Source organism: Rheinheimera soli (assembly GCF_021290985.1).
GTDB lineage: Bacteria > Pseudomonadota > Gammaproteobacteria > Enterobacterales > Alteromonadaceae > Pararheinheimera > Pararheinheimera soli.
Genome location: NZ_JAJOYU010000024.1, coordinates 1 through 14556 on the forward strand (window position 1 = coordinate 1; position 14556 = coordinate 14556).

Consider the following 14556-nt stretch of genomic DNA (forward strand, 5'->3'; position numbering starts at 1 on the left):
TTAAATTAATATCTAATCTTCTGATTTAAAACATTTTATAGTTGTGGCTGATAAATGGCATTCGCTGGGAATAAGCAAAAGCCGACTTAATAAGCTGGCTTGCAGAGAGCTCTAAGGAGATTGAAATGCAGTACGCAGGATTTTGGCGCAGATTTGGCGCTTTCTGGTTAGATGCCTTATTTATGGTACCAGTCATGGCATTAACTGTATGGGGAAATGAACAAGCCAGATTGTTTCAGTTGTATTGGTTGCTACCCGGACTTGCTTTTGGCTTGTGGTTTAATCTGTATTTGGTCAAAAAGTATGGAGGTACACCTGGCAAGCTGCTGCTTGATATCAAAATAACCAAGATTGATGGCAGCGATCTGGGTTACAAGGAAGCATAGTTACGTTATTCAGTACTTTTCATCTTGTCCTTTTTAATGTCTGTTCTGTTAATACCGCCGCTGTTTGATATGACAGATCAACAGTATTTTTCGATGGACTTTCTTACGCGCTCTGTCTATTTGGCCGAGCATTCTTCAGGTGCATATAACCTGACCAGCAACGCGATCCAGATTTGGATTTGGAGTGAGTTTTTGGTGATGCTGACCAATAAAAAACGCCGTGCATTGCATGATTTTATGGCTGGTACTGTGGTGATACGTAAAGTTCACATTGAAGCTGTTGCGTCAGACCGGCAAGAAACCTCTGTGTCAGTCTGAGGTGTTTTTCTTCTTCGCCCTGGGATGCGCATTGTCATACACCTTGGCAAGCTGCTGGAAATCCAGGTGGGTGTAAACCTGAGTGGTATTGAGGTTAGCGTGGCCCAGCAGTTCTTGCACTGCGCGCAGGTCGGAGCTGGATTCGAGCATATGAGTGGCGAAGGAGTGTCGCAGCATATGCGGATGTAAATGCTGGGCTAAACCCTGACGTTCAGACCAGAGTTTGACGCGTTGTTGCACTTGCCTGTTGCTGATACGGTTTTTTTGTTTGCTTAAAAACAATGCCTCTGGATCTGCACCGACGTAAGCGCTTCGTACTTTCAACCAGTCTTTAATAGCGGCCACAGCCATACGACCTATAGGTAAAACTCTTTGTTTATTGCCTTTGCCGCGCACCCGTATTAAAGCTTCGGACCAGTCGATATCCTGCAGGTTGGCGCTGACCAGTTCGTCCAGTCGTAAACCTGATGAATAAAACAATTCCAGAATGGCTTTGTCGCGACAGGCGAGGGCGTCTTCGCTGGTATTAAAATCCAGCAGGTGATTGACTTGATCGACATCGAGGTTTTTTGGCAAAGGTTTGTCGAATTTGGGCACCTGTAAATAAGACGCCGGGTTTTCTTTCAGTTTGCCTTGTTGCACCAGATAACGATAAAAGCTGCGTAACGACGCCACTCTGAGCGCTAGGCTGCGGGCTTTTAGGCTTTTGCGGCACGAGGAAATATGCAATTGCAGCTGGGTTTCGGTCAGCTCGACCCAATGGCTGGCTTGTTCTGCCACCTGACTGGCCACAGCAGAAAGTTGCAATTGGTAGCTGCTGAGGGTTTTGTCGCTGTAACCCCGTTCATGCTTTAAATAAGCCAGGAAAGCCGACAAGTCGGCTTGCCAATGATCCAGTTCAGCAGGCAGTTTCACGGTTCAAATAGCAGTTGGTAAAACGGCCAACACCAGTTTCGCCAGATGGTCTAAAAATAAGGTATCCATGCCGGGCTGGAAATGCTCGTCTGAGTCGCTGCCAAAGGCCAGCAGGAACTGTTGATCTTCGGATAACTTTAACAGTTGTAGTGATACCGAATGAATATGAGGCTCAAACAAAGCGGCCATTTCGTCGCGGTTCATCCGACCAAAATAATAAGCTTTGCCACTTAAACGGCGCTGCAATATCAGCTGTAACTGCGCGACCTGATCGGTTTTTTGCTGCAAATCAACCAAGGCACAACTTTGCACATGCGGCATTTGGGCGGTAAAAGCCTGAAGCGCTGCTAACAAAGCCGTTTGATCGGCGGCTTTTAATAACTGTAAATGCAGATCGTTCAGCGCATAAAAAATCTGTTCGTTCTGGCGGGCTATACCCATCAGACGAGTGATATCGTCTTCTAAAGATCGTATTTTTTCGCGCTGTAACTCCAGCTGACGTTCCACTAAAGACACCACACCCCGTTGCTGGTGCGGTAAACGCAAGCGGCTTACCAGCTCCGGATGTTCAAGAAAAAATTCAGGGTGATCATACAGATAATCAACAATCAGGCTGGCTTCGGCCAGTTCAGGGTTTACCAGTGCTGTATCGAGAGGAAGGTCGCTCATAAGAATAATTGTCCATCAAAAACATGTTCGGCTGGCCCTGTCATTTTGACGGGTTGGCCAGGTCCTTGCCAGCGGATCTGCAAAGAGCCGCCTGGTAAATCTACCCTTACCTGGGTTTGTAATTTTTTCTGCATCTGACCAATAACTGCAGCAGCGCAAGCACCAGTACCGCAAGCCAGAGTTTCGCCTGCGCCCCGTTCCCATACTCTTAATTTGACATGAGAAGGGGACAGTACCTGCATAAAACCTATATTGGCGCGCTCAGGGAAACGTTCGTGATTCTCAAAAACCGGCCCCCACTGATGCACTGGAGCCGTCTGAATATCATCGACCAGTATCACCGCATGCGGATTGCCCATCGACACCACACCACATAAAGTGGTGGCGTCTTCACTGTGCAAAATATAGTTCAGCTCTTGCTTTTGTGCTTTAAAAGGCACTTTGGCCGGATCAAATTGCGGCACGCCCATATTGACCGTGACCTGACCATCCTGCTCTATATACAAAGTGATTTTGCCGGATTTGGTGCTGACAGAAATTTTGTATTTATTCGTCAGGCCTTTATGCCGGACAAACTTGGCAAAACAGCGCGCGCCATTGCCACATTGTTCAACTTCAGAACCGTCGGCATTAAAAATACGGTAATGAAAATCCAGATCAGGATCGTAAGGCGGTTCCACCATCAGCAACTGGTCAAAACCTACCCCAAAGTTGCGGTCGGCCAGCTTTTTAATTTGTTCTTTGGTCAAAAACACATTTTGGCTGACGGCGTCTATCACCATAAAGTCATTACCCAAACCGTGCATTTTTGAGAAATGCACTAAGGTTTGGTGAGGACGATCTTTAAATTTGTTGTCTGGGATCATTCAGGGTACCAACTGTTCACCGTGCCACAGGTCCTGCCATTGTTCACGCTGGCGGACTAAATAGCTGCGGTCACCATCCACCAGCACTTCTGCGGCTCTGGGTCTGCTGTTGTAGTTGGAACTCATGGTAAAGCCATAAGCGCCTGCTGAGCGCACCACCAGTAAATCACCTGGCTCCACTGCTAAAGCTCGGTCTTTACCAAGGAAATCACCAGTTTCACAGACCGGACCTACCACATCGTAAGTGACGGCCGCAATTTCAGGCTTTTGTTTTACCGGGATAATAGCTTGCCATGCGCTGTACAGTGCCGGGCGAATCAAGTCGTTCATAGCGGCATCAACAATAGCAAAATGCTTTTCCTGCCCCGGTTTTAAGTATTCCACTTTGCTCAGCAGTACACCGGCGTTGGCCATAATGGCGCGGCCTGGTTCAAAAATAATGGAGAGCTGTGGATAAGCCTCCAGCTTTTCTACTACTTTGGCAGCATATTCAGCAGGATGTGGTGGAGTTTCACCATCGTAAGGCACACCTAAACCACCACCTATATCGATATGGCTCAGCTTGATGCCCACAGTGGCTAACTTGTCGATCAGCGCCAGTAATTTATCTAAGGCATCTAAAAACGGCTGAGTTTCAGTCAGCTGTGAGCCGATATGACAATCCACACCACAAACTTTTAAATGCGAAGCGGCATCCGCTTGCTGATACATGGCCACAGCGTCGTTAATATCTATACCAAACTTATTGGCTTTTAAACCGGTAGAAATATAAGGATGGGTTTTGGCGTCAATATCCGGGTTCACCCGAATAGAAATAGGCGCAATAATATTCAGGCGGCTGGCGACTTGCTGAATGCGTTCCAGCTCGGGAATAGATTCCACGTTAAAACACTTGATACCGGTTTGCAGTGCAAACTCAATTTCAGTGACGGATTTACCTACACCAGAGAACACCACTTTTTTCGCATCGCCACCAGCCTGCAATACTCGGCGTAATTCACCTTCAGACACAATATCAAAACCACTGCCAAGGCGGGCCAGCAGGTTTAACAGCGCTATATTGCTGTTGGCTTTAACGGCGTAACAAACCAATAAATCACGGCTTGGCGCTGCTTCAGCAAAAGCTTTGTAATGGCGCTCAATAGTAGCGCGGGAATAGACATAAGTTGGCGTGCCAAATTCTGCGGCAATATCGGCTAATGCAACACCTTCGGCAAATAAGTTCTGATCCTGATAATTAAAGTAATCCACTACTGTTCCTTTGATACTACTGGCTGATCGGCTGGCGCTGGTTGTTCTACTGGCGCCTTATTGGGTTGTGGGGTTTGAGGCAATGTTAAAGGACCTTTTTGGCCACAGGCCAGTAACCATTGGCTGAGCAACAGGATGCACACCAGTCTTTGTCGCTTTGTATTCATGGTTTTTATTTCATTAATTATTTTGCGCTCTATAATCGCATCCTTAACAGCAAAAGCAAACAGGTGAAACCGATGAATGACGTAGAATATGACGAACTGACCGATCAGGTGCTACTTGCGGTGGAAGATGCAATAGAAGCATTGGACCTGGATTTGGATTATGAGTCGAACGGTGGCTTGTTAAGTATCAGCTTTGTCGACGGCAGCAAGGTGATTATTAATAAACAACCTCCACTGCATCAGCTGTGGGTAGCGACTAAATTTAACGGCCACCATTTTGAATTAAAAGACGGTGTCTGGATTGATAACAGAACAGGTTCTGAGTTCTGGGCATTAATTTCCGATGCCTTTAGTAAACAGTCTGGCCAAAACGTAGTACTTGCCGATAACTCCACAATGAGATAGCGGGAAAAAATAAAGGAATAGAGAAATACAATGGCGTTACTTCCTTTTGTAGATGTAAAACCCGCAGCTCAGGCCGATGCCGCTGTGATCTGGTTGCATGGTTTAGGTGATTCGGGTGATGGTTTTGCCCCTATAGTGCCGGAATTACGTTTGCCAAAAAGCTCTGGCATACGGTTTTTATTCCCTCACGCCCCTGTGCGCCCTATTACTATTAACGGCGGCATGCAAATGCGCGGTTGGTACGACATTAAAACCTGGGATTTAAACGACAGAGCAGACGAAACTGGTGTGCGTGAATCTGCTGCTGCGGTAACCGCTTTAATCGACAAACTGATAGAGCAGGGCATTGCGGCGAATCGAATTTTATTGGCAGGTTTTAGTCAGGGTGGTGTTATTGCGCTACATTTATTACCCCGCTTGCCTTATAAACTGGCTGGTGTAATGGCACTTTCTACTTATATGGCCGTACCTGGCAAGTTGAAAGAAGAAATGACCACCGCCAATAAAAGCACAGCTGTGTTGGTCAATCATGGCACTCATGATGAAGTGGTGCCTTATAGCGCAGGTCAAGCGGCTTTTAATGCGCTGAAATTTGCCGGCTTTAATGTCAATTGGGCTGAATACCGAATGGGTCATAGTGTGTGCCCACAACAGATTGCCGATATCAGTCGTTTTATTCAGCAGCAATTGCCAGCACTTTAAAAATGGAACAGTCAAAGTGACAACAGCAAAGGAAAAACTGGTCGTTCGGGTAAGCCTGGGCGCTGCAGCACCGGCATCAGGCGATTTGCCTGAGGCGACCACAGAGCAACAGTGGCACTGGCGTCGTATTATCGGTGCTGCTCTGACGCTTGGTGCTGCAACTCTGTTGTTGTATGGCTGGTTACATTTGGACTCAACCGATGTTGAGCTGACAGCTGCCACAGCTCCTGTTGTTGTTACCTCTGGATCTATTGAAGCTGCGACTCCTGAGCTGGTGCTGGAAGCGGTGCCACAAAACCCTGAACCAGAACCTGTGCCGGTTAAAACTGAAACTGCTGAAACAGTGGTCGCGGATAGTGCAACAAAACCAGCAGAAGTTGCTGCAGTGGAACATATCAATACTGTAGCACAGCCAGTGGTCGCTGAAACTGCTGTGGTCGAACTGGAAACAGATGCGCCCTTATTTATAGCCGATTCTGGTGTGTTAAGGCTGGCTTTGCTGACCAACGAAACCCCTTCAGCTAAGGCACGTAGTTTAGGTGAGCAGATTGACGCCACAGCTGTGCCACAGCTTGCTTTGTATTCTGAAATCAAAGGTTTAAATGGCCAGACTATTGAACATTTATGGTATTACGAAGGCAAACTGATGACCCGGATTAAACTGCCGGTCAAGCTGGATTACTGGCGTACCTACAGCAGAAAAGAATTCGATGCGAGTCAAAAAGGCGAATGGCGGGTTGAAATCCTTGATCCACAACAAAATCTGCTGTTTAGCCATCACTTTCACTACCATTAGCGACTATACTAGGCGGCATTTTCTAGCAGTCCAGCCGTTATCGTCATTTCGCTGCTGCTGTTTTCCGCTGCTTTAAGGAGTACCTATGAACCTTGTCCGCATTGCCACCCGAAAAAGTGCTTTAGCTTTATGGCAAGCCAATTTTGTCAAAGCTGAACTGGAAGCCGCCCACCCGGGTTTACAGGTTGAGCTGGTACCTATGTCGACTCAGGGCGATAAAATTTTGGATACTCCTTTAGCCAAAATTGGTGGTAAAGGTTTGTTTGTTAAAGAGCTGGAAACCGCCATGCTGGAAGGTCGCGCTGATATTGCAGTGCACAGTATGAAAGATGTGCCTGTCGATTTCCCTGAAGGTTTGATGCTGCATACTATTTGCCAGCGTGAAGACCCACGTGATGCTTTTGTCTCCAATACCTATCAGCAACTGGCCGATTTACCCCAAGGGGCTGTGGTGGGGACCTCAAGTTTGCGTCGTCAGTGTCAAATCAAAGCCATCAGGCCGGATTTAAAAATCAAAGACTTACGTGGCAACGTGAACACACGTCTGGCAAAATTGGACGCTGGTGAGTTTGATGCCATTATTCTGGCTTCGGCTGGTTTAATACGTTTAGGTTTTGAAGAACGTATTGCCAGCTTCCTGGACGTTGGTACCAGTTTACCGGCCAATGGTCAGGGCGCTGTAGGTATTGAATGCCGTAGTGATGATTTGGTGGTGCAACAACTGCTGGCGCCGTTGGAACATCAGGAAACCCGCATTTGTGTGTTGGCCGAACGGGCGATGAACCGCAAGCTGCAGGGCGGGTGTCAGGTACCTATTGGTGCTTTTGCTGTACTTCAGCAGAATGAACTTTGGCTGCGTGGTTTGGTCGGACAGCTGGATGGTTCTGAAATTTTACGTTCAGAAATCAAAGGGGACGCTACAAAGGCTGAGCAGTTAGGGACTCAACTGGCTGAACAACTACTGGCATTAGGCGCGGATCGCATTTTAGATGCGGTCTACCGTCAGGCCTGATTGGCGTGACGATTCCACTGCTGGATCCACTAAGCCCGGTACTGATCACCAGACCAGCGGGCAAGGCGGATCAGTTGCTGGCCAGTTTAGATGAACTGGCCATTCCGTATTTATACCAACCCTTGATCACCACTCAGTTAGTGCCGTTAAAACCCAAAGCAGGCACTATGCTGGAGCAAGCTGATCAGGTTATTTTTGTCAGCGTTAGTGCGGTTAGCTGCCTGCAGCAACAATATGATTGTAAGAAAATCACTGCACCTTTAATAGCTGTCGGCACCACCACAGCCACAGTGTTGGAAAAATGCAGTGGGCGCTCTGTTATAGTCCCTGCGGATCAACGCAGTGAAGGCTTGTTGGCTTTACCGCAGTTGCAGGATGTAGCTGGTAAACGTATTGTCATAGTACGGGGGAACGCCGGCCGTGAGCTGATTAAAAAAGGTTTAATGGAACGGGGTGCCCATATTCAGTATGTGCAAAGTTATCGCAGAGTACCTTTGCTGTTGGATGGACAAAGCTTGTCAGACCAGTGGCATCAGCAACATATTCAATGTATTGTGGTCACCAGCAACGAAATTTTACAGCTTATTTTTGAGTTATTGCCCAAAGAGCAACATAGCTGGTTACAGCAACAGTTATGGATAATGGTCAGCCCGCGGATGAAAGAAGCCGCTACAGAACTTGGGATCGATGGATCCCGTATTTATTTGTCAGCCAGTGCCAATGATCAGGCGTTACTGGAGGCTATTTGCCAGTTAAGAGGAACTTGTCATGACTGATACGCCGGTGGCTGTTACCGCCTCTGAATCGCCACTCCCAAATGAAACGGTTAAAAAAGAACCGATAAAAAATGAAATGCCAAAAAGTGAAAGCTCAAGGCCTGCTAAAACGGGCCGGGCTGTCGCCTGGTTTTCTTTATTACTAAATATAGCGCTGGTTGGCGTTATAGCCGCTGCTGTCTGGTGGTTATGGCCACAATGGACAACAGTGCAGCAACAACAGTTGCAACTTCAACAGCAGCAACAGCAACAAACTGAACAAGGTAAGCTGCAGCTTCAGCAATTGACCGATCAGGTACAACAGCAACTGGCTTTGGTCGCGGACCAACAAAAACAACAGCAAAGCCTGGATCTGCAGCAACAACAGGCCCTGCTTCAGTTGCAACTTGAGAGCAAAAAACAATTAAGCAATGGCCGTACCTGGCAGTTGTGGCAAATTCAGCAGCTGTTGCAATTGGCCGGACAAAAAATCTGGTTAGAGCAAGATATGCCGGCAGCATTACGTTTATTGCAAGGTGCCGAACAACAATTGGCCTTACTGCAGGACAGCAGCATGCAGCCGTTGCGTCAGGCAATTCAGACTGATTTAGCTGAACTGCAAAAAAACACAGTGCCGGACTTAGCCAAAATTCAGCTGGCCTTAACCAGCTTACGTAAAACTGTGAACGATTTACCGCTGCGCCAAAGTGAACGGGTATTGGATGAAACACCAGTTGTAGCTATCGCGGCAGAGGCTGACTGGCAATCCACCCTGATCCAACACTGGAATTCGTTCTGGAGTTCATTAGTGCATGTGCGTCCGACTCAGCCAGAAGATTTGTCTGTGTTAACGGCAGGTCAGCAACTGAGTTTACGTAACACCTTACAACAGCAGTTGTTACTGGCAGAGCTGGCCGCTATGAAATATCAGCCAGAGCTGTATCAGGCTGCATTGCAGCAGGCTATGGATACCTTACAGCGTTATTTTGCAGCTGTAGATCCACAAGTCAGTTCTGCATCTGAACAGCTGGTACAACTGGCGGGTTTAGCTGTGGCTTTTCCTGCTCCTGCTGCATTGGAATCAACAGCTGTGCTTGATCAAGTGATGCGTCAAAGCATGGTGGAGAGCAGTCAATGATCCGTTTGCTGATAGTGGTTTTACTGCTGGCCGCTGCCATGTGGGTGGGACCCTGGCTAACGCAGAATCCGGGTTACCTGATGCTGGTGCTGGGTCCATGGACAGTGGAAATGACGCTGATAGGTTTTGCCATTGTTTTGCTGTTGAGCTTGAGTTTGTTGTGGCTGAGTTTACGCATTTTACGGCCCTTGTTAGGTTTTCGTAACTGGACCTTAAACCCCTTTCGTGGTCGTCAGCAACGCAAAGCCCGTTTAGCTTTTGAGCAAGCTGCTTTGGCTTTAGCGGCTGGCCGTTTTCAGGAGGCTGAGCAGTATTTTGATCGCTCTGACGCTATGCCTGAATTCACTATACTGCGCCAGAGTATGGCTTGTTACGCTGCGTTGCAGGCCGGACATGCGACCAAAGCTATGCAACTGGCTGAGCAACTGGATGCAACCCAGGCTCAGAGTTGTTATGTCAAAGCAGATTTATTGCTGCGCCAGAATCAGGCTAAAGCTGCGCTGGAGTTATTGCAGCCTCATATGCTGTTGCCTGCTGATGCACCTTTATTAGCGCCTCTGTATTTTCAGGCGCTGTTAGCTGCAGGCCATAATATTGAAGTCTTCCATACAGTGCTTAAAGCCATAGAACAAAAGTGGTTTACCAAGGTGCAGTGGCAAGCGCAGCGTTATCAGATTTATCCACAGGCCATCCGTAATCTGGCGGCGCAGGGCGTGTTTGACGAAAGCAGTGATTATTGGCTGGCCTTGCCGTCGAAAGAGCGTAAGTCTATGGCCGCTGTAGTGGGCCGCGTTTGGGCTAAAGTTAAAGCGGGTCAGGTAGAGCAGGCTGAAAAGCTGCTGGTTGATAACTTGGCTTATAGTGACTTGCCATTGGTATGGCCTGTGCTGAGACAAATTCCGTTAAAACGTCATGTGGTATTGCTGCGTAAACAGCTGCAGCACTGGTTACGTGATCACAAAGAAGATGCTGTGCTTTATGCAACGCTTGCCTATTGTGCCGAGCAAGACGGCGAACCTATACAAGCCGAAATGGCTTGGCAAAAGGCATTACAGTTTCAGCCTGGTTTGAAAACTTGACGTATGTCATCTGAGCTATTAACAGGCCTTGCACCAGTTCTTGGTGCCAGGCCTCGTATCTTGTTGCTCGGCAGTATGCCAGGCGCAGCTTCTCTTCTTGAACAACGTTATTACGCCCATCCGCGCAATTTATTCTGGCCTTTTATGCAGCAGCTATTTGCTATTCCGGTTGAGCTTGGCTATCAGCAGCGTTGTCAGTTACTTACAGCACAAGGTATTGCCTTGTGGGATGTGATTGCACACTGCGAAAGACAAGGCAGTCTGGATAGTGCCATTAAAAAAAACAGCGTGATTTGTAATGCGATACCGCAATTGCTGGAAACAGAACCTGAAATTTTAAAGATTTGTTTTAATGGTGCCAAAGCAGCAGAAGAGTTTAAACGGCATCTGCTGCCACTGGTGAAGCATCGTACTGATATAGATTATTTTCAGTTGCCGTCCAGCAGCCCCGCTCATGCCAGTCAAGGCAAAGAGCAAAAGCTGGTGGTATGGGCTAAAGCTTTATTGGAATAAGACTTCTAATTCTGGTGTAGCTAAGAAACCAGCGGCTTTAGCTTTGTCAAAAACGGCTTTTGCTTCATCAGTTTTCTTTTCTGTAAGCAGTTCAATGGCTTGCCAGCCTAAAGCAACAGGATCCTTCTGTTCCTGTAAATAGTTCATCCAGCCTTTGTCAAATAGAGCCCTTGCCTGCTGGGCTTCCAGCAGACCATTGCGGGCGGCTTGATCCAACCAGAATTCATCTGTCCATTCTTTAGGATGCTTACGGATAAGCTTGAGATACATTTTATCTTTGGCGTGCAACGGTGCTTTACCCGTAGTGTGGTTCAGATCCCAGGGCGCAATTTTGTAATCGCCCGCTTTGCTGATAAAACTTAGGGTATCGCCTTGGGTAAAAGGTACTTCACCCGAAAGTACAGTCAACTGCTCAAGTTTTTTCTGCTGATTTACCTTGAGCAGTGCAGTGCCGCTAAAAGCTTGCATAGGAACTGCTCTAGCTTTTTCTACTTTGAAATCTGAGAGTTGAGGTAACTCTTGCGTGCTAAGGTTCAGATCCACAGCACCACTGGACGACTGATCTAAATAATTCAGTAAAATTGCATTAGTGTATTGAGAGTAAGCTACACCAGCTCTTGCCGCAGGCCATGAATCCTTGATCAAGGACTGCATTAGCTTTTTGCGCCATTGTTCTTGGCCGTCAACCGCCAGACTGTAATCCAGAGTAATTCTGCGTATGGATTTACCTGATGATGGTTGATAACGCCATTGACGTAATGCTTGCTCAGATACTTCATCAAAAACTCCGGCAGGGAAACTGTGCTGGGTTTTTGCGTAGACCACTTCACCTTGTTCATCGATCAAAAATCGCACTAAGGCGAATCCCTGAGTGCCTTTTCGTGCAGCACTGACTGGATATTTGGGTTCAATCCGTTCAATGACTTCAGGTTGAGTGTTGTGGTCAAACAAAGCTGATGCGGATTTTCGTTGTTCCAGCATTGTGGCATAAGAGGGCACCAGTTTATTTTTCCACAAGGCCAGCTCTTGATGTGCACGCTGTTTTTGTTCTGTATTGAGTTCAGTATCCAGAATGTCTAAGCCACTTTTTGCATTCGGGTGGTCCAATTCAGCAGCAATCAGAAAGTAAAGATAGGCGAGCGATAAATCCTGCTCCATGCCTTGACCTTTCATGGCCATGACCGCGAGATTAAAAGCCGCAAGTTCATTACCTAAAGGCACTAAGCGTTCAAACTCAGCTTTTGCCTGCTGATACTGTTGTTGTTGATACAACTGCCCGGCCTGATAAAAATCGGCCTGAACTAAAAATGATGTCAGCAAGGCTGAGCTGAGTAAAAGTTGTTTTAACATCCGTTGTTCCTGACTACTCTATAAAGCTGTACTAAATGTTATCCACAAAAGGTTGCAAGGTAAACATTTTGTTAAGCCATTTTGCTGCCATTCGATACTGCTTGTTCCGGCACTGCCAAAACCACGGCACCATCAGGCCGATAAAAGCCTGTGATCAGGCATTCAGAGCGAAAAGGGCCTATTTGTTTGGTGGGGAAGTTCACCACCCCAATCACTTGTTTGCCCAGCAACTGTTCTTTGTTGTACAAGGCTGTGATTTGAGCACTGGATTGTTTCACGCCGATGTCAGGGCCAAAATCTACTTTGAGTTTGTAAGCAGGTTTTCGTGCTTCTGGAAAATCTGTCGCTTCAATCACAGTACCTACCCGAAGTTCAACCAGAGCAAACTCTTCCCAACTGATTAATTCCATAGCTATCACTCTTTTATTAAACAATCACTTAGCTTTGCACACCCCGGGCAGTGTTGTCATGAGTTTTGCGCCCAAGAGCCAACCCTGTGAAAGGAACTTAACAAGAGTATAAAATTTCGCCTTGACAGAAAAAGCAAATGCATAAATATTAAATGACATCGCTTATTTAGTTTTGACCTTTTATGACTTCAATCCACGCCTGCTCAATCACATTTGCCCGGACAGCAGCTCCGGCAAATCTGCATGCGTGCTCCACTGATTACCACTTATCCGAGTGGTTCGACGAATAAATATCCGCAATTAATCTGACCGAATTTTATATGCAGCTTTGCGGCTGCCTGTAAAACCATGGCCTTTGGCCGTTTTAAAATCATAAAAAGAAGCAGGAAAATAAAAATGAAAGCACCTCTCTTAGGCGTGTTGGCGTTGCTATTCAGCAGCCACAGCTTCGCCTGTTTGCAACAAGAAAGCGAAAACAATAATACCGAAAGCGCAGCCGATGGAGCTTTATGCAGTGGCACTGCAGTAGCCGCCAGCATAGGTAGTAGTTCGGATGTAGACTGGTATTATTTTGACACTACGGCAACCGGAGATATCAGCGTCAGTTTAAGTCATGGCTCTGGCAAAGACTTTGACTGGTTTCTGTATCGCAGCTCCGGCAGTTATATTATGTCGGGTCAAAGCAGTGCTAATCCGGAAAGCGGCACTTACACCGCATCTCCGGCAGGGCGGCATTACATCAAAGTGACCCGTTATAGCGGTACCGGCACTTATCAGCTGACCGCAAACTTTGTCGGTAGCACGGGCGGCGGTGGTGGTGAAAATCCTCCTCCAACAGGAGGCTGTAACTATGGAGCCCGGCCGTCAAAGCCGAGTAATTTAACCAGTTATATCACAGGCTCGGCCACTGACACTTGTGTCACTTTATCCAATCCGGCCTTGTTGCTGATGGGCGGTGGCGCAGATGTGGACAATGCTTTTAGCTTAAGAGTTGGGCCACATATTCAGGGCGGCAATATTGTAGTGCTGCGCACTGCGGGTACCAATGCGTACAACAGCTATCTGCAGGGCTTAACCAATGCTGCTTCTGTCGAAACTATTATTGTGGATACAGTGACCAAAGCCAATATGGATTATGTGGATTGGGCTATTCGTTCTGCTGAATTTGTTTGGCTGGCGGGTGGTGATCAGTCTGCTTATCTGAATGCCTGGCAAGGTACCAAGGTGCAGGCTGCTATTCAGCATGTGTATGACAAAGGCGGTGTAGTAGGTGGTACTTCAGCAGGTGACCATGTGCTAAGTCAGCATATTTATGATCCGGATGGTGTAGCTGGTGCTATCAGCGCTGAAGCAGTGACAAATTTCTGCCATGCAACCATTAATATCAGTACAGGTTTCCTGAACTTCCCCGCCATGCAAGGCGTGATCAACGATACCCATTTCCGTCAACGCGATCGGATGGGACGCTCTATGGTGTTTCAGGCCAAAGTGGGCGCAGCCAGTCGTGTAGTGGCGATTTCAGAAGCGACGTCCTTGTTTGTAAACAGCGCGGGTCAGGGCATAGTGGATGGCACTAATGAAGTTTATATCCTGAGATCAGATGCTCAAACTCAGTATGCTCAAACCAGCTGTGGTTTACCTGTGAAGGTGAATAACCTGATGCGGTATAAACTGGTGAGCGGCGATCAGTACAACCTGATCAATAACACTACTTCTATAGTGCCAACCCGAATCAGCCTTGATGGCAGTAAAGCGAGTTTCTACACACCAACCAGTCCATATTAGGGGTAGCAGTAAAGCGAGTCTCTATACATGCAGCAGTCC

18 protein-coding genes are annotated in these 14556 nt (G+C 47.3%); 11 read left to right on the top strand and 7 right to left on the bottom strand.

Annotated features, from left to right (window positions below; translation table 11 throughout):
• Positions 1-125 precede the first annotated feature (125 nt).
• On the top strand, positions 126-386 hold the full coding sequence (locus LSG37_RS15280; RefSeq protein ID WP_233080718.1) for an RDD family protein: 261 nt from the start codon (positions 126-128) through the stop codon (positions 384-386).
• Positions 387-422: 36 nt separating this feature from the next.
• Positions 423-704, top strand: coding sequence for a hypothetical protein (locus tag LSG37_RS15285; RefSeq protein WP_233080719.1), 282 nt, complete (start codon positions 423-425; stop codon positions 702-704).
• Here the strand turns inward: LSG37_RS15285 and xerC are convergent.
• From xerC to lptM, 5 genes are read right to left on the bottom strand one after another with little or no spacing between them, the layout of a single operon-like run.
• Complete coding sequence (gene xerC / locus LSG37_RS15290) at positions 696-1619, bottom strand: tyrosine recombinase XerC (protein ID WP_366515565.1); 924 nt, start codon at positions 1617-1619, stop codon at positions 696-698. The two genes, LSG37_RS15285 and xerC, sit on opposite strands and share 9 nt — an antisense overlap.
• 3 nt (positions 1620-1622) lie before the next feature.
• Entirely contained in the window at positions 1623-2288 is a 666-nt protein-coding gene (locus LSG37_RS15295; protein WP_233080720.1) for a DUF484 family protein, read from the bottom strand.
• Positions 2285-3154, bottom strand: coding sequence for a diaminopimelate epimerase (gene dapF, locus LSG37_RS15300; protein WP_269836621.1), 870 nt, complete (start codon positions 3152-3154; stop codon positions 2285-2287). The genes LSG37_RS15295 and dapF overlap by 4 nt, the downstream gene beginning before the upstream one ends.
• The gene (gene lysA, locus LSG37_RS15305; RefSeq protein WP_233080721.1) at positions 3155-4405 is read right to left on the bottom strand and encodes a diaminopimelate decarboxylase; all 1251 of its coding nucleotides are present in this window, start codon (positions 4403-4405) and stop codon (positions 3155-3157) included. It abuts the gene before it with no gap.
• Entirely contained in the window at positions 4405-4572 is a 168-nt protein-coding gene (lptM, locus tag LSG37_RS21430) for an LPS translocon maturation chaperone LptM (RefSeq protein WP_366515566.1), read from the bottom strand. Before lptM ends, lysA begins: the two co-directional genes overlap by 1 nt.
• Before the next feature lie 72 nt (positions 4573-4644).
• Between lptM and cyaY the strand changes: the two genes are divergently transcribed.
• The 8 genes from cyaY to LSG37_RS15345 all read left to right on the top strand — a co-directional run bounded on the left by cyaY (position 4645) and on the right by LSG37_RS15345 (position 10972).
• Entirely contained in the window at positions 4645-4977 is a 333-nt protein-coding gene (gene cyaY, locus LSG37_RS15310; RefSeq protein ID WP_233080722.1) for an iron donor protein CyaY, read from the top strand.
• A gap of 30 nt (positions 4978-5007) precedes the next feature.
• On the top strand, positions 5008-5679 hold the full coding sequence (locus LSG37_RS15315; protein WP_233080723.1) for an alpha/beta hydrolase: 672 nt from the start codon (positions 5008-5010) through the stop codon (positions 5677-5679).
• A gap of 16 nt (positions 5680-5695) precedes the next feature.
• Entirely contained in the window at positions 5696-6475 is a 780-nt protein-coding gene (locus tag LSG37_RS15320; RefSeq protein ID WP_233080724.1) for a DUF2914 domain-containing protein, read from the top strand.
• An 85-nt stretch (positions 6476-6560) separates the two neighbouring features.
• Positions 6561-7487, top strand: a complete 927-nt coding sequence (gene hemC / locus LSG37_RS15325; protein WP_233080725.1) for a hydroxymethylbilane synthase — start codon at positions 6561-6563, stop codon at positions 7485-7487.
• A gap of 5 nt (positions 7488-7492) precedes the next feature.
• On the top strand, positions 7493-8263 hold the full coding sequence (locus LSG37_RS15330; protein WP_233080726.1) for a uroporphyrinogen-III synthase: 771 nt from the start codon (positions 7493-7495) through the stop codon (positions 8261-8263).
• Positions 8256-9380, top strand: coding sequence for a uroporphyrinogen-III C-methyltransferase (locus LSG37_RS15335; protein WP_233080727.1), 1125 nt, complete (start codon positions 8256-8258; stop codon positions 9378-9380). The genes LSG37_RS15330 and LSG37_RS15335 overlap by 8 nt, the downstream gene beginning before the upstream one ends.
• The gene (locus LSG37_RS15340; protein WP_233080728.1) at positions 9377-10459 is read left to right on the top strand and encodes a heme biosynthesis HemY N-terminal domain-containing protein; all 1083 of its coding nucleotides are present in this window, start codon (positions 9377-9379) and stop codon (positions 10457-10459) included. Before LSG37_RS15335 ends, LSG37_RS15340 begins: the two co-directional genes overlap by 4 nt.
• Before the next feature lie 3 nt (positions 10460-10462).
• Positions 10463-10972 carry a DNA-deoxyinosine glycosylase gene (locus LSG37_RS15345; RefSeq protein ID WP_233080729.1) on the top strand — a complete coding sequence of 170 codons (510 nt, stop codon included), beginning with the start codon at positions 10463-10465 and terminating at the stop codon, positions 10970-10972.
• Here LSG37_RS15345 and LSG37_RS15350 read toward each other — a convergent pair.
• Positions 10961-12322: a TonB family protein gene (locus tag LSG37_RS15350; protein ID WP_233080730.1), complete on the bottom strand. Its 1362-nt coding sequence runs from the start codon at positions 12320-12322 to the stop codon at positions 10961-10963. The two genes, LSG37_RS15345 and LSG37_RS15350, sit on opposite strands and share 12 nt — an antisense overlap.
• Positions 12323-12393: 71 nt before the next feature.
• Positions 12394-12732, bottom strand: a complete 339-nt coding sequence (locus LSG37_RS15355; RefSeq protein ID WP_233080731.1) for a tRNA-binding protein — start codon at positions 12730-12732, stop codon at positions 12394-12396.
• 396 nt (positions 12733-13128) lie between these two features.
• Between LSG37_RS15355 and LSG37_RS15360 the strand changes: the two genes are divergently transcribed.
• On the top strand, positions 13129-14517 hold the full coding sequence (locus LSG37_RS15360; protein ID WP_233080732.1) for a pre-peptidase C-terminal domain-containing protein: 1389 nt from the start codon (positions 13129-13131) through the stop codon (positions 14515-14517).
• Positions 14518-14556: the final 39 nt, after the last annotated feature.